This is a genomic window from Azospirillum sp. VT-I1, assembly GCF_055698305.1.
Genome location: NZ_CP168800.1, coordinates 2613612 through 2630461 on the forward strand (window position 1 = coordinate 2613612; position 16850 = coordinate 2630461).

The 16850-nt window shown below is 69.4% G+C and carries 14 protein-coding genes; 8 read left to right on the top strand and 6 right to left on the bottom strand.

Annotated features, from left to right (window positions below):
- Positions 1 to 4: 4 nt before the first annotated feature.
- The 4 genes from AB8P05_RS12580 (at position 5) to AB8P05_RS12595 (ending at position 5261) form a co-directional block, all read left to right on the top strand.
- Entirely contained in the window at positions 5 to 982 is a 978-nt protein-coding gene (locus tag AB8P05_RS12580) for a glycosyltransferase family 10 domain-containing protein (protein ID WP_472758169.1), read from the top strand.
- Positions 983 to 1028: 46 nt separating this feature from the next.
- Positions 1029 to 1751: a hypothetical protein gene (locus AB8P05_RS12585; RefSeq protein ID WP_472758170.1), complete on the top strand. Its 723-nt coding sequence runs from the start codon at positions 1029 to 1031 to the stop codon at positions 1749 to 1751.
- 64 nt (positions 1752 to 1815) lie between these two features.
- Positions 1816 to 4464 (top strand): tetratricopeptide repeat protein, encoded by a 2649-nt coding sequence (locus AB8P05_RS12590; RefSeq protein ID WP_472758171.1) that lies wholly within the window; start codon positions 1816 to 1818, stop codon positions 4462 to 4464.
- On the top strand, positions 4461 to 5261 hold the full coding sequence (locus AB8P05_RS12595) for a galactosyltransferase-related protein (protein ID WP_472758172.1): 801 nt from the start codon (positions 4461 to 4463) through the stop codon (positions 5259 to 5261). Before AB8P05_RS12590 ends, AB8P05_RS12595 begins: the two co-directional genes overlap by 4 nt.
- A 39-nt stretch (positions 5262 to 5300) precedes the next feature.
- On the opposite strand, the gene AB8P05_RS12600 is transcribed toward AB8P05_RS12595, so the two are convergent.
- From AB8P05_RS12600 to AB8P05_RS12610, 3 genes are all read right to left on the bottom strand, one after another.
- Positions 5301 to 5984, bottom strand: coding sequence for an orotate phosphoribosyltransferase (locus tag AB8P05_RS12600; RefSeq protein ID WP_472758173.1), 684 nt, complete (start codon positions 5982 to 5984; stop codon positions 5301 to 5303).
- Between the two features lie 106 nt (positions 5985 to 6090).
- Positions 6091 to 6606: a bacteriohemerythrin gene (locus AB8P05_RS12605; RefSeq protein WP_472758174.1), complete on the bottom strand. Its 516-nt coding sequence runs from the start codon at positions 6604 to 6606 to the stop codon at positions 6091 to 6093.
- 159 nt (positions 6607 to 6765) lie between these two features.
- A complete protein-coding gene (locus AB8P05_RS12610) occupies positions 6766 to 8472 on the bottom strand; it encodes a methyl-accepting chemotaxis protein (protein WP_472758175.1) in 1707 nt (568 codons plus the stop codon).
- A gap of 226 nt (positions 8473 to 8698) precedes the next feature.
- Between AB8P05_RS12610 and AB8P05_RS12615 the strand changes: the two genes are divergently transcribed.
- Together AB8P05_RS12615 and AB8P05_RS12620 are read left to right on the top strand one after the other, a co-directional pair.
- Positions 8699 to 9490 (top strand): S10 family serine carboxypeptidase-like protein, encoded by a 792-nt coding sequence (locus AB8P05_RS12615; protein WP_472758176.1) that lies wholly within the window; start codon positions 8699 to 8701, stop codon positions 9488 to 9490.
- Entirely contained in the window at positions 9397 to 10338 is a 942-nt protein-coding gene (locus AB8P05_RS12620; protein ID WP_472758177.1) for a hypothetical protein, read from the top strand. Before AB8P05_RS12615 ends, AB8P05_RS12620 begins: the two co-directional genes overlap by 94 nt.
- A gap of 88 nt (positions 10339 to 10426) precedes the next feature.
- Here AB8P05_RS12620 and AB8P05_RS12625 read toward each other — a convergent pair whose 3' ends face one another.
- The gene (locus AB8P05_RS12625; protein ID WP_472758178.1) at positions 10427 to 12286 is read right to left on the bottom strand and encodes a flagellin N-terminal helical domain-containing protein; all 1860 of its coding nucleotides are present in this window, start codon (positions 12284 to 12286) and stop codon (positions 10427 to 10429) included.
- 365 nt (positions 12287 to 12651) lie between these two features.
- On the opposite strand from AB8P05_RS12625, the gene AB8P05_RS12630 reads away from it, so the two are divergent.
- Entirely contained in the window at positions 12652 to 13119 is a 468-nt protein-coding gene (locus AB8P05_RS12630; RefSeq protein ID WP_455171109.1) for a RidA family protein, read from the top strand.
- Positions 13120 to 13221: 102 nt separating this feature from the next.
- Complete coding sequence (locus tag AB8P05_RS12635; protein WP_472758179.1) at positions 13222 to 14385, top strand: GNAT family N-acetyltransferase; 1164 nt, start codon at positions 13222 to 13224, stop codon at positions 14383 to 14385.
- A 3-nt stretch (positions 14386 to 14388) separates the two neighbouring features.
- On the opposite strand, the gene AB8P05_RS12640 is transcribed toward AB8P05_RS12635, so the two are convergent.
- Together AB8P05_RS12640 and moaA are read right to left on the bottom strand one after the other, a co-directional pair.
- A complete protein-coding gene (locus tag AB8P05_RS12640; RefSeq protein WP_472758180.1) occupies positions 14389 to 15501 on the bottom strand; it encodes a CaiB/BaiF CoA transferase family protein in 1113 nt (370 codons plus the stop codon).
- A gap of 190 nt (positions 15502 to 15691) precedes the next feature.
- Positions 15692 to 16741: a GTP 3',8-cyclase MoaA gene (gene moaA, locus AB8P05_RS12645; protein WP_472758181.1), complete on the bottom strand. Its 1050-nt coding sequence runs from the start codon at positions 16739 to 16741 to the stop codon at positions 15692 to 15694.
- Between the last annotated feature and the right edge of the window lie 109 nt (positions 16742 to 16850).

A 16850-nucleotide genomic window follows, 5' to 3' on the forward strand; every position in this document is an offset into this window, starting at 1 on the left:
GGGCATGATCGATCCACGGACAAGCGCTTTCCTGGCTGAATTCCTTGCGTCGGCGAACAGGGACCCGGCACGTCTCGACCGTTTCCTTCTGCACGGGCCGGATCATGGTGGACGGGGCGGCCGGCCGCACCTGAAGGTCGCCTTCTTCGACTTCTGGCCGGAGTTCGATCCTTACGCGAACTTCTTCGTGGACATCCTGTCCAGCCGCTTCGACGTTTCTGTCGTCGAGAACGACTGCGACCTCGCCCTCGTGTCGGTGTTCGGCACCCGCCATCGGGAGGCGCGGACCGCCCGGTCGCTGTTCTTCACCGGGGAGAATGTGCGTCCGCCGCTGGACGGCGTCGACATGTCGGTGTCGTTCGACCGCATCGACGACCCCCGCCATTACCGCCTGCCGCTCTACGTCGTGCATGCCTGGGACCACAGGCGCGAGGGGGCGACGCGGCATTTCTGCCATTCCGTCCTGCCGCCGGCGCCGCCGACGCGGGAGGAGGCGGCCGATCGGAAATTCTGCGCCTTCCTCTACAAGAATCCCAACTGCGCCCGCCGCAACGACTTCTTCCGGATGCTCGGTGCGCGGCGGCATGTGGATTCGGTGGGCTGGCTGCTGAACAACACCGGCAGCGTGGTGAAGATGGGCTGGCTGCCGAAGATCCGCGTCTTCTCCCGCTACCGCTTCGCCTTCGCCTTCGAGAATGCGAGCCATCCCGGCTATCTGACGGAAAAGATCCTCGACGTTTTCCAGGCCGGCGCCGTGCCGCTCTATTGGGGCGATCCCGGCGTATTGCGGGATGTCGCCGCCGGCAGCTTCATCGACGTGTCGCGCTATTCCTCCGACGAGGAGGCGATCGAGGCCATCCTGGCGGTGGACGACGATTACGACACCTACCGCCGCTACCGCGGCACGGCGCCCTTCCTGGGCACCGAGGATTTCTACTTCGACGCCTTCCGGCTGGCAGAATGGATCGAAAGCCGCCTGTGAGCGGCACCGGTAAAAGTGCCGCCTTGCAGCGGGGAGAGAACGAGCGATGAAGCGGGTGCTGCTGAACTATGCCGACGGGGCCTTCACGACGGCGCAGAAATACAACGGCAAGACCGGCCTGGGGATCGGCGGCTTCGACGGCGTGGCGATGATGGGGCGCCGGCACATCGATGCCGCCTTCGCCGCCCGCAACCGGCATATCCTGGACCAGCCGCGCGGCGCCGGCTATTGGCTGTGGAAGCCCTATTTCATCGACCTGCTGCTGCGCGAGCATCTGAAGGACGGCGACATCCTGTTCTACAGCGACAGCGGCGCCCATTTCGTCCACAGCGCCGATCCGGTGATCGAGATCTGCCGCCAGCGGCGCGACCTGCCGGTCCTGCTGTTCACGCTGGAGGACCATCATAGCAACAAGGTCTGGACCAAGCGCGACTGCTTCCACTTCCTGGGGCTGGACCAGCCGGCCTTCACCGACGCGGCACAGATCCTCGCCAGCTTCGTCGTGTGCGAGCGCGGGCCGGAAAGCATGGCTTTCGTCGCGGAATGGCTTCGGTACGCCCAGGACGCCCGGCTCATCACCGACGCCCCCAACGAATGCGGACTTCCGAACTACCCGGAGTTCCGTGACCATCGCCACGATCAGAGCATCCTCAGCCTGCTTGGCCGCCGTGAGGGCGTGACCGCCATCCCCGACATCTCGCAATGGGGCGACGGGCGCCGTCCGGCCGGGATCCCCCGCATCATGGAACACACGCGCTGGCGCGACTAGGGCCGGTTGTGGCAGACAGAAGCCCGGTCCCGGAACCCGCAACCGTCAGCATCGATCGGCACGCATGACCAGCTTCGCCCGCGCCGTGGCGGCGGAAAACGCCGGCAACCTGGAGGAGGCGAGGGCCCGCTACCTCGACACCCTGCAGGCGGAGCCGCAGAACCCTGCCGCCCTGCACCGGCTGGGCGTGGTTGAACTGCGGCTGGGCAACCCGCGCGAGGCGGTGATCCTGTTCCAGAAGTCGCTGGCCATCGCCAGGAACCTGGAGGTCTATCTCGATTTCGGCGCCGCCATGGCCGCCTTGTCCCGCTGGGATGCCGCGGCGACCGTCTATGCGGCGGCCCTGAAGGTCGCCCCCGCCTCGGTCGATGCCCATTACGGGCTGGCACTGGCCCTGCACCGGCAGGGACGCCCGCAGGATGCCGAGCCCCATTACCGCAAGGTGCTGGCCACCCATTCCCACCTGGGGGAGGTCCACAACAATCTCGGCGTCGCTCTGCAGGATCTCGGCCGCCTCGCGGAGGCCGCCGACGCCCACCGGGAGGCGGCGCGGCTCGACCCCGCCGACGCCGGGGCGTGGTCCAAGCTGGGCGTGGCGCTCCATCGCATGGGCCGCGGCGCGGAGGCGGAGGCCGCCTTCCGCAAGGCGGTCGGCTTCGCGCCCGGGGATGCGGACAACTGGCACAATCTGGCCGGCCTGCTCGATGCCGCCGGCCGCCCGGCGGAGGCGCTCGCCGCCGGCCGTCTGGCGGTGGCGCTCGACCCGGCCGGCGCACGGAACTGGCTGGCGCTCGGCAATGCCACCCATGCGGCGCAGCGCCGGGAGGAGGCGTGGCGTGCCGCCTCGGCCGCGGTGCGGCTGGAGCCGTCCGATCCGGCGGCGCGCAACAACCTCGCCAACGCCTTGCGGGAACTCGGCCGTCCGCGGGACGCCGTGGCCCAGTACCGCGCGGCGCTGGACCTGCGGCCCGACTTCCCGGTGGCGGAGATCAATCTGGCCCTGGTCCTGTCGAGCCTGCGCGACGCCGACGGCGCGCTGGCGGTCCTGGGGGCTCTGCTGGCCCGCCGGCCGGCGAACGGCGAGGCATGGCGGCGGCTGGGTGGCGTGCTGGCGGAGGCGGTGCGTCCCGATGCCGCCGTCGCCGCCCTGCGCAACGCCGTCGCCCTCGACCCCGGCGACGCGGACGCCCATGCCGATCTGGCGATGGCCGCCGCGATTTGCGGCTGGAGCGCGCTGTCGGTGGACGCCTGCCGCCGGGTGCTGCGGCTGGTTCCCGGCCATGCCGCGGCGCTCGGCCAGCTTGTCCACCAGCAGAGGCTTCTGTGCGACTGGCGCGACCTGGACGGGCTGGAGGCGCAGCTTCTCCGGCGGCTGCGGGAGGGGGCGGAGGGCGTGTCGCCCTTCGACGTCCTGTCCTGCACCTCGACCCTGGGCGACCAGCAGGCCGCCGCGGCCCGCTGGGCGGCGACGAAAGCACGCGGTGTCGTCCCCATCGTCCGTCCCGTCCCGGCGAACCTGCCCGCTCCGGCGACCGGCGACCGGCGCCTGCGCATCGGCTACCTGTCGGCGGATTTCCGAGAGCATGCGATGGGCCACCTGATGGTCGATGCCCTGGAAACGCATGATCGCTCGCGCTTCGCCGTCACCGCCTATTCGACCGGCATCGACGACGGCAGCGCACTTCGCCGTCGGTTCGAACGCGGGATCGAACGCTTCGTTGACCTCGCCCGCCACACCGACGCCGATGCGGCACAGGCCATCGCGGCGGACGGGATCGACATCCTGGTCGACCTGACCGGTTTCACCACCTTCTCGCGCACCTCGATCCTGGCCGCCCGTCCGGCTCCGCTGCAGGTCAATTGGCTCGGCTATCCGGGGACGCTGGGGGCGGATTATGTCGACTACATCGTCGCCGATCCCACGGTGATCGCGCCGGGCGAGGAGGCGTTCTTCACCGAGCGGGTGGTGCGGCTGCCGGATTGCTACCAGCCCAACGACCGAAGGCGCGCCATCGCCGAGGCGACGCCGACCCGCGCCGCCTGCGGGCTGCCCGACGACGGCTTCGTGTTCTGCTGCTTCAACAGCGCCTACAAGCTGACGCCCGCCCTGTTCGACGGCTGGGCGCGCATCCTGGCGGCAGTGCCGGGCAGCGTGCTGTGGCTCTATGCCGGGAATTCGCGGGTGGCGGCCAACCTGCGCCGCGAAGGCGAGGCCCGTGGCGTCGATCCCCGGCGGCTGGTCTTCGCCAAACCCCTGCCGCATGCCGAGCATCTGGCGCGGCACCGGCTGGCCGACCTGTTCCTCGACACGCTTCCCTACAACGCCCACACCACCGGCAGCGACGCGCTGTGGGCCGGGCTGCCGGTGCTGACGCGGCGCGGGACGACCTTCGCCGGCCGGGTGGCGGCCAGCCTGCTGCGGGCGGCCGGACTGCCGGACCTGATCGTCGACGATCAGGAGGCGTACGAGGCGGCGGCGGTGGACCTCGCCCGCTCTTCCGACCGGCTCCGCGACCTGCGGCAGCGGCTGGCGCGCAACCGGATGGACTGCCCGCTGTTCGACACGCCGCGCTTCACCCGGCATCTTGAGGCGGCCTACCGGGCGATGTGGGAGAACCACCGGGCCGGCGGAGCGCCGCGACCGATAACGATCGCGGCCGACGACACCGGCGATGCGACATTCGCCATTCAGGGAGAAGGGGAGGTCCCATGACGACCGGCGACGGCGCAGGCAAGCGGCTCCACATCGTCGTCCCCTACCGGGATCGCGAAAGCCATCTGCGGCAGTTCGTGCCGTGGGTGAGCGCCTATTTCGACCGGCTCGTCCCGCGGATCGACTATCGCGTCACCATCGTGGAGCAGGAGGCCGGACTTCCCTTCAACCGGGGCGCCCTGAAGAACGCCGGCTTCCTGCTGGGCGAGGGGTGGAGCGACTACAGCTGCCTGCATGACGTCGATTACCTGCCGGTCGATGCCGACTATTCCTGGGCCGACTGTCCCACCCCCATCCTGTGGTATGGGGCGGAGCAGCGGCCGGTTGCGCCGGGACGGTCGGACCGCACGGTGACGACCAACCTGGAAAGCACGATGGGCGGCGCGCTGCTGATGCCGAACACGGTCATGCGGCAGGTCGACGGCTATTCGAACGCCTTCTGGGGCTGGGGCTACGAGGATTTCGATTTTTCGCTGCGGATCCGGGCGCGCCGGATTCCCACCGGCAGGCGCAAGGGGCGCTTCCAGCCGCTGGACCACGACAATGACGGCTTCACGCCGGAAGCGACGCCGTCCCCCATCTCCCTGGTCAACCGCCGCGTCTTTCAGGAGCTTTGGTCCACCGGCAAGATCCCGGCCGGCGACGGGCTGTCCACGCTGTCCTTCGACGTGCTGGACCGCCGCCCCTGCGATGGCGCCGTTGCGGAGGCGCAAGGGCGCTGGGAAATCGTCCGCGTCCGGTTCAACCATGCTCCAAGGCCCGATCAGGCAGCGGCGACCGCGCACCGGGCCTCGTAGAAGCAGTGGGGGAGCGGCAGGCGCCGCCCCTCGCCTGTGTCACATGCTCGACTTGCCGCCGTGGGCCGACGACCAGCTGACCGGGTCGTTCAGGAACTTCTCGACCTCGGACAGGGTGTTCTCGTCGAAATAGCGGTTGTCGCGGGCGACCTTCAGCACGTCCCACCAGGTGCACAGCGCGTGCAGCCGCACGCCGATGGCGTCCATGTTGACCTTCGACTGCGGGAAGATGCCGTAGTGGAAGATCACGAAGGTGTCGGTCACCTGGGCGCCGCCGTTGCGCAGAGCGGTGACGAAATTCTCCTTGCTCTTGCCGTCGGTCGCCAGATCCTCGACCAGCAGGACGCGCTGCCCCTCGGTCAGCAGGCCCTCGATCTGGGCGTTGCGGCCGAAGCCCTTGGGCTTCTTGCGCACATACTGCATCGGCAGTTCCAGCCGGTCGGCGATCCAGGCGGCGAAGGGAATGCCGGCCGTCTCGCCGCCCGCCACCGCGTCGATGGCCTCATAGCCGATCTCGCGCTCGATCGTGGCGACCGCGAAGTCCATCAGTGCCTTGCGGGCGCGCGGGAAGGACACGATGCGGCGGCAATCGGTGTAGACCGGGCTGGCCCAGCCGGAGGTGAAGATGAAAGGCGTCTCGGCGTTGAAATGCAGCGCCTTGATCTCCAGCAGGATCTTGGCCGCGGTGGCGGCGATGGTGGCCTGATCGGGCAGGGTCGACATGACGGAAGGCTCCGGAAAACGGGATGGCTCGCGCGGTGCCCCCCTGTGTAGCGGCGTGATCGCGGAATCGCAACGGCGGGGGAGGTCCGGACCTGCCGGGCCGGATTCAGACCGGGATGTCGCCGAACACACGGCCCGCCGGGTCCGACGGGGTGCCGGGGGCGGCGCTGCCCTTCAGCCAGCGGGCGAACTGGCGGTCGGCGGTGTTGATGTGCAGCATCAGCCATTGCGGCAGGAACTCCGCCAGGCTGTTGCGGACCTCCTCGTCCGCCACCTCGCCGGAGGCGAAGGCGTGGACACGGTCCCAGGCGAGCCGGTGCTGGGCCAGATGGTCGTCCAGGAAGGGATAGCCCGCCTCCTCCATCACCGTCTGTTCGTCGGCGAAATGCGACTCGGTGTAGGTGACGGCGGCGGCAAGGGCGCTGCGCATCTCCTCGGCCGGATGGCCCTCGGTGACCGCCCGCTCGAAGGCCTGGACGAGGGCGATCCACTCGCGATGCTGCTCGTCGATCGAGGCGATGCCCAGGACCAGATCGTCGCTCCACACGAGACGGCCGTAATCGACGGTGCCGCCGCTCCCGCTGTCGGTCATGGCGTCGTCGATCATGGCGTCGTCGGTCATGGGCGGGGCCCGTTCTGGTCGGAGGTGCATCCGTCGGATGGCGCGCGCGGGAATTGCGGCGGCCGGACTCTGGTAGATTTCCCGGCCGCCGGCTGCAAGCGTCGGCGATGCTACCTATTGCCGCGCTCAAGCTTCATGAACGCGGTTTTCCCGCCGGTATCAGACGCCCCCGCGGACGCTGCCCAGGAAGCGGTCGACCTGACTGCGCAGCAGATCGGCCTGCTTCGACAGCTCACCGGAGGAGGCGAGCAGGCGCGAGGCCCCGCTCCCGGTCTCCGACGCCGCCTGCAGGACGCCACCGATGGACGAGGAGACCTCGTTGGTGCCGGCCGCCGCCTGCTGGACGTTGCGGGCGATTTCCATGGTGGCGGCGTTCTGGCCGTCGACCGCCTGGGCGATGGTGCCGACGATGTCGTTCACCTCGCCGATGGTGGCGGCGATGCTCTGGATCGCCTGCACCGCGTCGGCGGTCGCCGTCTGGATCTCCGCGATCTGCTGCGAGATGTCGCCGGTCGCCTTGGCGGTCTGGTTGGCGAGGCTCTTCACCTCGCTCGCCACCACGGCGAAGCCCTTGCCGGCTTCGCCGGCGCGGGCGGCCTCGATGGTCGCGTTCAGCGCCAGCAGGTTGGTCTGCCCGGCGATGGAGCTGATGAGGTTCACCACGTCGCCGATCTGGTTCGCCTTGGCGGACAGGCCGTCGACGATGCGGTTGGTGCCGTCCGCCTGATCGGCCGCGTGCCGCGCCTTGCGGCTGCTCTCGCCGATCTGGCGGCCGATCTCGGCGATGGAGGCGGCCAGCTCCTCCGCGGCGGCGGCGACGGTCTGGACGTTGACCGACGCCTGCTCCGACGCGGCGGCGACGGTGGTCGCCTGGGTCTCGGTGTGGTCGGCGGTGGTGGCCAGCGACTGCGCCAGCGACCGCACCTCGGTCGAGGAGGTGGAGACGCTGTCGACCACGCCCTTCACCTCGTTCTCGAACCGGTCGGCCAGCGCCGCCATCTCGGCCCGCTTGCGGTCCTCGGCGGCGTGCTCGGCCTCGGCCTGACGGCGGCGGAAGGCGTCGGCCTCCACCGCGTTGGACTTGAACACCTCGACGGCACCCGTGATCTGCCCGATCTCGTCCTTGGATTCGGAGGCCGGCACGGTGACGGTGAGGTCGCCCCTCGCCAGCGTCAGCATCGCGTCGGTCAGCCGGCGCAGCGGGCGCAGGGCGGCCACGGTCCACAGCCCGAAGGCGGCGGCCAGCAGCAGGGCGGCGCCGCACAGCGACAGCATCAGCGTCTGGAAGCCGCTGGCGACCTCGCGCGTGCGGGCGGCGATCTGCTGGTTCTTGTGCTCCTGCAGGTCGATGAAGGCGTTGATGCGCTTCAGCCATTCATTGAAGGCCGGGCGGGCGTCCTGCATCAGCGCCTTCTGCGCGCCGGCCATGTCGTTGGCCTTGCGGGCGGCGACGACCGCCTTGAGCGCCGGCAGGGTCTTCGCCTCGATCTCCTTGATGCCGGCGAGCAGGGTCCGCTCCTCCGGATCGATGTCGGCCATGCTCGCGAACATGGCGTCGAGAGGCTTGGCGGACTGGTCGTAGAAGGCGGCCAGCCGGTCGATCTCGGCAAGCGCGGCGGACAGCGTCGCCTGATCGGTGGCCAGCACCACGTCGCGCAGGGCGATGGCGCGGTCATGCACGCTGCCGCGGAAATTGATGGCGTAGCGCTGCTTGACGCTGTTCACCTCGTTGATCCGGGTGAGGTCGGCGTCGATCTTCCGTACCTCCCGGACGCCGATGACGGTCAGGCTGATCAGCAGAAGAAGCACGACGCCGAACCCGAGGAACAGGCGCGTGCGGATGGTGGCGTGCCGCGAAAGGAACATGTCGGCGCATCCCGTCGAATAGGGCCAGATGGGCAGGGATCTTATACTACCTCGAAAGAGATTACACTTTCGGTAGAGGCGAGATGTGCCGCGACGCACGCTTGGCAAGCCCGCCCGCAAAACATGGCGGGATGGGGCCGGAGGGGTGCGGGTTGCGGATCGGCGCCGGGGCCGCAATATGCGGCGGGCCAGCAACAGATCGGGAGTGCCCGTTTTGGATCCGTCGATGCCGCCCCCGTCTCCGCCCGCCCGGCCGCCGCGGCGGCTCCGCCCGCCGTCCGGCGTCCTGGCGCTGGCGCTGCTGCCGGCCCTTCTGGCGCCGCTCGCCCCCGCTTCCGCTCCCGCCCAGGATGCCAAGCAGGACGGGCAGGAGACCGCGGGCGCCGCCAAGCCCGGCGCGGGGGCCGAAGAGCGTAAGCAGGAGGAGCGCAAGCCGGATGGCCGCGGGGCGGACGATCTCCAGGGCTTCGACCCGCAGCGCAGCGTGACCCGGCACAGCCTGCCGCTCCCCGGCGGGGCGCTGGCCTACGCCGCGACGGCGGAGTTCCTGCCGCTGCGCGACGGCGTCCGGGAGGAGCTGGCCGCCCGCATCTTCACTGTGTCCTACACCGCCGAGCCGAAAACTCCGGCGGACGGGCCGCGCCCCGTCACCTTCGTCTTCAACGGCGGGCCGGGGGCCGCGTCGGCCTACATGCATCTGGGAGCGGCGGGCCCCAGGGTGGTCGCCTTCGGCCCCGACGGCGCCCTGCCGCCGCCGCCCGCCGCGCTGGTCGACAATCCCGACAGCTGGCTGGCCTTCACCGATCTGGTCTTCGTCGATCCGGTCGGGACCGGCTTCAGCCGGGCGGTGAAACCCGACGAAACGGAAAAGCGATTCTGGTCGGTGGACGGCGATGCGCGGGCGATGGCCGAGATCGTCCGGCTGTGGCTGACCCGTCAGGGGCGCTGGTCGTCCCCACCTTCCTGGCCGGGGAGAGCTATGGCGGATTCCGCATCGCCAAGATGGCCGACGAGCTGATCGATCAGGTCGGGCTTGCGGTGAACGGGCTGATCCTGGTCTCGCCCGTCGTCGATTTCGCCGCCATCGACGAGGACGGGATCCTCGGCCCGGCATGGAAGCTGCCGTCCATGGCCGCGTCCGCCGCCGCGCTCGGGCGCAGGCCGGGCACGCCGGAGCAGGCGGCCGAAGCGGCGGAGCGTTTCGCGCTCGGTCCCTACCTGACCGGGATGGCCGGGCTCGACCATGGCCGGCTCGACGCCGCCCAGGACATGTTCGCCGAGGTGGCGCGCATCACCGGCCTGCCGGTGGAGACCGTGCGGCGCCAGCGCGGACGGGTTCCGATGGGCGTCTTCACGCGCGAGCTTCTGCGCGACCGTGAGCGCATCCTCAGCATCTATGACGGCACCTTCACCGCGGCCGACCCCGATCCGGGGGCCGCGCGCGTTCCGTTCGATCCGTTCCTGAAGGGCACGGTGCCGACCTACACCACGGCCTTCGCCGCCTATGCCCATGACGCGCTGGGGGTGCGGACCGACACGCCCTACCGGCTGCTGAGCAACCGGGTGAACCGGAACTGGGAATGGCCGCGGATGTCGGTGCCGAGCGCCGTCGACGCGCTGCAGACGGCGCTGACCCTGCAGCCGGCGCTGCGCGTGCTGATCGTCCACGGCCGCACCGACCTGATCACCCCCTACATGGCGTCGCGCTGGGTGGCGTCCAGGCTGGAGCTGCCGCCGGGCGAGCGCGACCGGGTGGCGGTGACGGTGCATCCCGGCGGCCACATGATGTACACGCGGGACGAAAGCCGCGCCGCGCTGGCCGCCGACGCCCGCGCCCTGGTCGAGGAGGCGCTGCGCCGGCGCTGACCGCGCCTTCCGGCCGCATCCCCGATGCCGAATCGAAGAGGGCGCCCCGGCGGGGGCGCCCTCTTCGTGTGTCCGATCCCTGTTCGCCTTAGAACAGACGCAGGATCGACTGCTGCGACTGGTTGGCCAGCGAGAGGGCGATGGTGCCGAGCTGCTGCCGGGTCTGCAGCATCAGCAGGCTGGCGCCTTCCTCGTTCTGGTCGGCCAGCGTCAGCTTGCTGGCGCCCTCCGTCAGCACGTCGCTGAACTCCTTGGTGAAGCTCTCGCGGGTCGTGATGATGTTCAGGTTGGTCGACAGCTGCTGCGAGGCGGAGCGGATCGTCGACTTGGCGTGATCCAGGCCAGCCACCGCCTTGTCGATGTCGGCGCGGTCCATCCAGTCGTTCTGCGCACCGTCCAGCCGCAGACCCTGGCCGCTGGTCGACAGGTTGACCGCGCTGACCGTGATCGAGTTGGTGTTGCGTTCGTTCAGCTGGACCGTGATGTCGTTCGACGTGGTGGCGTCGGAGATCTGCTTGGTGACGATATTGGCCGAGCAATTCGCCGTGGCCGCCTGCTGGATCGTCGTGGCTTCGATGCCCAGGCGCACCGTGCCGGTGTCGAAGGTGAAGGACTGCTCGCCGCCGCTCAGCTTGCCGTCGCCGCGGTCGCTCATGCCGTCGCGGGTGACCTGGGCACCGTTGGAGTTGGTGACCTGGATCTGCAGGTCGACCTTCTTCTCGATGGTCGAGATGCCGTTGCCCTGGTTGTTCGCCGCTTCCAGCAGCTTGCGGTCGACGGTGAAGGACACCACCGTGCCCGACGCGAAGCTTTCCGAGATCTTCTTGGTCAGCGCGTTGGTCGTGCTGGCGGTCACGGTGAAGTCGCGGACCACGCCGGCCGTGGTTTCACCGGTCAGAACGATCGTGCCGCTGGCGCCGAGCGAGGCGGTGGCAACGTCCTTGCCCTGCAGGCGCCCGCTGGCGATGGCGGTGCTGATCGACGCCACCAGCTGGGACGCCACCTGCGTCGAGCCGCTCTGGCCGATGGCGACGTCGCCGGAGGTCGCGGTGTAGCTGAAGGTCTGGCCTTCGACCGTGATGCTGAAGATGTCGCCTTCTTCGATGGTGCCGCTGACGTTCACCCCCGAGACCTGCGGGTTGCCGGCCGTGGCGGCGGTCGCCAGGTTGGTCGACATCGTCTGCGTGTTGTCGAAGTAGGAGATCGTGCGGCTTTCGTTGCCGTCCGACACGATGAAGTCGCGGGTGCGGCCGTTGGCGCCGCGGACTTCGACCTGGACGTCGGAGAAGCTGCCCAGCGTGCTGGACATCGTGCCCGACAGCTTCAGGCCGACGAGGCCGTGCTTGTTCTCGGCCTTGGAGATGTCGGCGGTCTTGCCCTCGATCGAGCCGTCGCCCTTGATGCGGATCGAATAGGTGTCGGCGGCGATGACGTTGGTGACGCGGGCGTTGTCGACGCCGGTGATGGTGTTGACGGCGGCACGGGACTCGCTGGTGCTGTCCATGCTCATGCCGTTGCCGTTGATCAGGTTCTTGCCCTGATAGCCGCTGTCGGCGGCCAGCTTGTCGATCTGGTCCTTCAGCGTGTTGAACTGGGCGGACAGCGACTTGCGGGTGGCGATGGAGGCGGCGTCGGTGCCCAGCGCGGCGTAGGCCGCGGTGGTCAGGCCCTTGGCCTGGTCGACCAGCGCGTCGATCGAGGTCAGGCCCTTGTCGGCGGCCTGGATCGTGCTGATCGACTGGCCCATCGCGTCCTTCAGCGAGGACAGGTCGCCGGCGCGCTGGTTCAGGCCCTTGGCGGCGAAGAAGGCGGTCGGACCATCCAGAGCCGAGTTGATCTTGTTGCCCGTCGACAGGATGTTCTGCTTCTTGTCGATACCGGCCTGCGTGTTCTGCAGCTGCAGCAGGTTCGTGCGCATCGAGGCGGTCAGGGTCACATTACCGGCCATGGTCCTAGTCTCCTTCTGAGGCTGTCCCCGCTCTTGGTCATTTGACCGGCGAGGCAACGTGCGTTTTCCTGACACCACTATTTCAAGCGCCGTGCCAACTGCGCTGGTGTGCCATAAGTCACTGATTTCCCTATGGAATAAAAATAGGTCGGCAAAAAGGGCAGGGTTGGGCCGGGGCCGGGCGGCGGGAAGTCCGAAAAAGTTTCCCGGAATCTTTTGCCGGTGACGGACGGTTCTGCCGATACGCCCGGCGGTAAGAATCTTCCCACCGCCCTGCCGGCGCGGCTATGGTCGGGCTCCAAACCACGTCCCAAACATCGAACGCATGGCCCGACAGGGGCCAAAGCAGGGAAGGGAGAAGCATCATGACCGGTCGGATCGACGCGCGCCTGGCGGAACTGGGCATCGAACTGCCGCAGGCCGCGGCCCCGGTGGCGGCCTATGTGCCCTACACCCGTTCGGGCAACACCCTTTACATCTCGGGCCAGGTCACGGTCTGGAACGGCGAGCGCAAGTTCGTCGGCAAGGTCGGCCAGGACTTCACGGTGGACCAGGGCAAGGAAGCCGCACGCCTGTGCGCGCTGAACATCCTTGCCCAGGCCAAGGCCGCGCTGGGCGGCGACCTGGACCGCGTCACCCGCGTGCTGCGGCTGGGCGGCTTCGTCAATTCCGGCCCGGACTTCCACGACCATCCGCTGGTCATCAACGGCGCGTCGGAGCTGATGCGCGACGTGTTCGGCGAGGCCGGCCAGCATGCCCGCGCCGCGGTCGGCGCCCCGTCGCTGCCCGGCAACGTCGCGGTCGAGGTCGACGCCATCCTGGAAGTGGCCTGACCCGCGAGACGGTGACCGCGCCTTGCCGCCCGGCGCCGACGGCGCCTTGCCGCAAAGCGACATGAGGCTTACCTCCTTGCCATCGTTCAGGGAGACGCATGCATGCCCGACGGCAACGACGCGATCACCGTCAAGGTACTGGCCGGGATCGGCGAGGCGGACCAGCAGGGCTGGGACGCCTGCGCCGGTCCCGGCAACCCGTTCCTGTCCCACGCCTTCCTCCTGGCGCTGGAGGAATCGGGGGCGGCGGCCGGCAAGTCCGGCTGGCAGCCCAGCCACCTCGCCGCCTATGACGGTTCCGGCCGGATGGTGGGCGCGGTGCCCGCCTATCTGAAAAGCCATTCCTACGGCGAATATGTCTTCGACCACGCCTGGGCCAACGCCTATGAGCGGGCGGGCGGCAGCTATTACCCCAAGCTGCAGGTGGCGGTTCCCTTCACCCCGGTGCCGGGGCCGCGCCTGCTGGTGCCGCCCGGACCGCAGGCCGGTGCCGTCGCCGACGCGCTGGTCTCGGCGCTGGAGCAGGTGGCGCAACGCTATGGCGTCTCCTCCGCCCATGTCACCTTTCCGGAGCGTGGCGACTGGGACCGGCTGGGCAAGGCCGGCTGGCTGCAGCGGACGGGGGTGCAGTACCATTGGCACAACCGGGGCTACGGCAGCTTCGACGAGTTCCTGGAGGCGCTGAACTCCCGCAAGCGCAAGGCGATCCGCAAGGAGCGGCGCGAGGTCGCCGACAGCAGCGTCCGCCTGCACACCCTGACCGGCGGCGATCTGAAGCCGGAGCATTGGGACGCCTTCCACCGCTTCTACCTGGACACCGCCGACCGCAAATGGGGCGGCGGCTATCTCAACCGGCGCTTCTTCCAGCTGCTGGGCGAGACGATGGCCGACCGGGTGGTTCTGGTGATGTGCGAGGACGGCGGGGAATGGGTGGCGGGGGCGCTGAACCTGCTGGGCGACGATGCGCTGTACGGCCGCAACTGGGGCTCCGACGGGAGCTACCGCTTCCTGCATTTCGAGGCGTGCTATTACCGCGCGTTGGATTTCGCCATCGAACGCGGTCTGGCGCGGGTCGAGGCGGGGGCGCAGGGTGAGCACAAAATCCAGCGCGGCTACATGCCGGTGCCGACCTACAGCGCCCACTGGATCGCTGACCCCGGCTTCCGCCGCGCCGTGGACCGCTATCTGGCGCAGGAGCGCCCCGCCGTCGAAGCGGAGATCGAGGCGCTGGGCGACGAGCTGTCGCCCTACCGGCGGGAGGGCTGAGCCTTACCCCCAGCCGGCGAGCACCGCCGCGGCGTCGCTTTCCCGCAAGGTTGCGCGTTCCGGCGGCGGGGCGCCGTCGACGCGCAGGCCCATCAGCGTCTCCACCAGCGGCTCCGACCCGTCGGTGACGCGGACCTGTCCGCGGGCGGCGACGTGAGGATGGGCGTGGACCTCCGCCAGTTCGGGCAGAGCTTCGAAACAGCAGTCGACCGGGTCGAGCAGGGCTTTCCAGTCCGCCAGGGTCCGCGTCGCGAACAGTGCCTCCAGCTCCGCGGTCAGGGCGGTCTGGGGCAGGGGATCCTCCTGCCGGGCGATCCAGTCGGGACGGCCGACCGCCTCGCAGAAGCCGCGCCAGAACTTGGCCTCCAGCGCCGACAGGGTGGCGAAGCGGCCGTCCGCCGTGCGGTAGATGCGGTAGCAGGCGGCGCCGCCCGACAGCAGGGCCTCGCCGCGCTTCGGCATGGTCCCGCGCGCCGCCGCGGTCAGGTTCAGCCCCTGCCAGCCCAGCACCGATTCCATGATCGACAGGTCGAGGAAGCAGCCCTGTCCCGACCGCTCCCGCCCGAGCAGCGCGCCGGCCACCGCCAGCGCCGTCTGCTGGGCCGAGGCGAAATCGGCGACCGGCAGATAGCTGATGACCGGCCGGTCCGGCAGCCCGGAGGCATCGAGCCCGCCGCCAACCGCCATGTAGTTCAGGTCGTGCCCCGCCCGCGTGGCATAGGGGCCGTCATAGCCCCAGCCCGACAGGCTGGCATGGACCAGCCGCGGATTGAGCTGCCGTAGCCGCTCGCGCCCCAGCCCCAGCTTGTCCATCACGCCCGGCCGGTAGCTCTCGATCAGCGCGTCGGCCTTCGCCAGCAGCGCTTCCAGCGCCGCACGGCCATCCGCCGACTTCAGGTCGAGGCGGATGACGGTCTTGCCGGCGTTCAGCAGCTTGTAGGCGGCGGTGGTGCCGTCGCTGTCCGTGGGGCCGAGCCGGCGCAGCGGATCGCCGTCCGGCGGCTCCACCTTCACCACCGTGGCGCCCAGGTCGCCGAGAAGCTGTGCCGCATGCGGTCCCGGCAGATACTGGCCGAGGTCGATGACGCGCAGTCCGGTCAGGAAAGGCAGGGGCATGGCGGTGCTCGCTCTTGGTTTGGTGATTTTTTGGGGCCGCGTGGTGAAGTTTTGCCCCCTCCCTAACCTTCCCCGCTTCGCGGGAGAGGGGACTGCCGCCGTGCTCCCGCAAAGCTCCTACCCCCTCTCCCGCGATCGGACCGGCCTTCGGCCGGCCGAGAGCGGGGAGGGATGGGGAGGGGGCATGCGCCTAAAGAACCTCACCCCCCGTCACGCTCATATGCCGTCCGACGGCCGGACCCTGGTGGCGGCGGTCGATGATGAAGTCGTGGCCCTTGGGCTTGCGGGTGATGGCTTCGCGCACCGCGTCGATCAGCGGGCCGTCCTCGTCGCTGACGCGCAGCGGCGTGCGCAGGTCGGCGGCATCCTCCTGGCCCAGGCACATGTAGAGCGTGCCGGTACAGGTCAGCCGCACGCGGTTGCAGCTTTCGCAGAAGTTATGGGTCAGCGGCGTGATGAAGCCGACGCGCTGGCCGGTCTCCTCCACCCGCACATAGCGGGCGGGGCCGCCGGTGCGGTGGTCGCTCTCGGTCAGGGTCCAGCGCTTCTGCAACTCGGCCTTCAGCATGGTCAGCGGCCAATACTGGTCCATGCGGGCGCCCTCGCCGATGTCGCCCATCGGCATCACCTCGATGAAGGTCAGGTCGAAACCCTGCTCGCCGCACCAGGCCACCAGCCGGTGGACCTCGTCGTCGTTGACACCCTTCAGCGCCACCGTGTTGATCTTGATCTTCAGCCCGGCGTCCTTGGCCGCCTGGATGCCGCCAAGGATCTTGTCCAGCTTGCCCCAGCGGGTGATGGCCTGGAACTTGTGCGGGTCCAGCGTGTCGAGCGACACGTTGATCCGCCGCACGCCGGCCTCGTACAGCCCGGCCGCATGCTTGAACAGCATGGTGCCGTTGGTGGTCAGCGTCAGCTCGTCCAGGTCGCCCGACTCGATGTGGCGGCCGAGCGAGCGGATCAGCCGCATCACGTCGCGCCGCACCAGCGGCTCGCCGCCGGTCAGCCGCAGCTTGCGCGTGCCCAGCTTCACGAAGGCGCTGCACAGCCGGTCCAGCTCCTCCAGCGTCAGCACCTCCGCCTTGGGCAGGAAGCTCATGTCCTCCGCCATGCAATAGACACAGCGAAGGTCGCAGCGGTCGGTCACCGACACGCGCAGATACTCCACCTTCCGGCCGAACGGGTCGATCAGCGGGGCGGTGGCGGCTGGCGTACGGGCTTCGGACACTGGGTCGATCATCGGTGGACTCCACGGGCGGCCGCTGGCGGGCCGCCACAGTATATGTTCGCTACACATACGATGCGCAACGATCGCGGGAGCGTATTCCACATCACGGTATGCCGACTTT

Bases quoted from the DNA above. Each gene is read 5' to 3' on its own strand.
- AB8P05_RS12580 (WP_472758169.1), top strand. From the start codon at position 5: ATGATCGATCCACGGACAAGCGCTTTCCTGGCTGAATTCCTTGCGTCG.
- AB8P05_RS12585 (WP_472758170.1), top strand. From the start codon at position 1,029: ATGAAGCGGGTGCTGCTGAACTATGCCGACGGGGCCTTCACGACGGCG.
- AB8P05_RS12590 (WP_472758171.1), top strand. From the start codon at position 1,816: ATGACCAGCTTCGCCCGCGCCGTGGCGGCGGAAAACGCCGGCAACCTG.
- AB8P05_RS12595 (WP_472758172.1), top strand. From the start codon at position 4,461: ATGACGACCGGCGACGGCGCAGGCAAGCGGCTCCACATCGTCGTCCCC.
- AB8P05_RS12600 (WP_472758173.1), bottom strand. From the start codon at position 5,984: ATGTCGACCCTGCCCGATCAGGCCACCATCGCCGCCACCGCGGCCAAG.
- AB8P05_RS12605 (WP_472758174.1), bottom strand. From the start codon at position 6,606: ATGACCGACGACGCCATGATCGACGACGCCATGACCGACAGCGGGAGC.
- AB8P05_RS12610 (WP_472758175.1), bottom strand. From the start codon at position 8,472: ATGTTCCTTTCGCGGCACGCCACCATCCGCACGCGCCTGTTCCTCGGG.
- AB8P05_RS12615 (WP_472758176.1), top strand. From the start codon at position 8,699: ATGCCGCCCCCGTCTCCGCCCGCCCGGCCGCCGCGGCGGCTCCGCCCG.
- AB8P05_RS12625 (WP_472758178.1), bottom strand. From the start codon at position 12,286: ATGGCCGGTAATGTGACCCTGACCGCCTCGATGCGCACGAACCTGCTG.
- AB8P05_RS12630 (WP_455171109.1), top strand. From the start codon at position 12,652: ATGACCGGTCGGATCGACGCGCGCCTGGCGGAACTGGGCATCGAACTG.
- AB8P05_RS12635 (WP_472758179.1), top strand. From the start codon at position 13,222: ATGCCCGACGGCAACGACGCGATCACCGTCAAGGTACTGGCCGGGATC.
- AB8P05_RS12640 (WP_472758180.1), bottom strand. From the start codon at position 15,501: ATGCCCCTGCCTTTCCTGACCGGACTGCGCGTCATCGACCTCGGCCAG.
- moaA (WP_472758181.1), bottom strand. From the start codon at position 16,741: ATGATCGACCCAGTGTCCGAAGCCCGTACGCCAGCCGCCACCGCCCCG.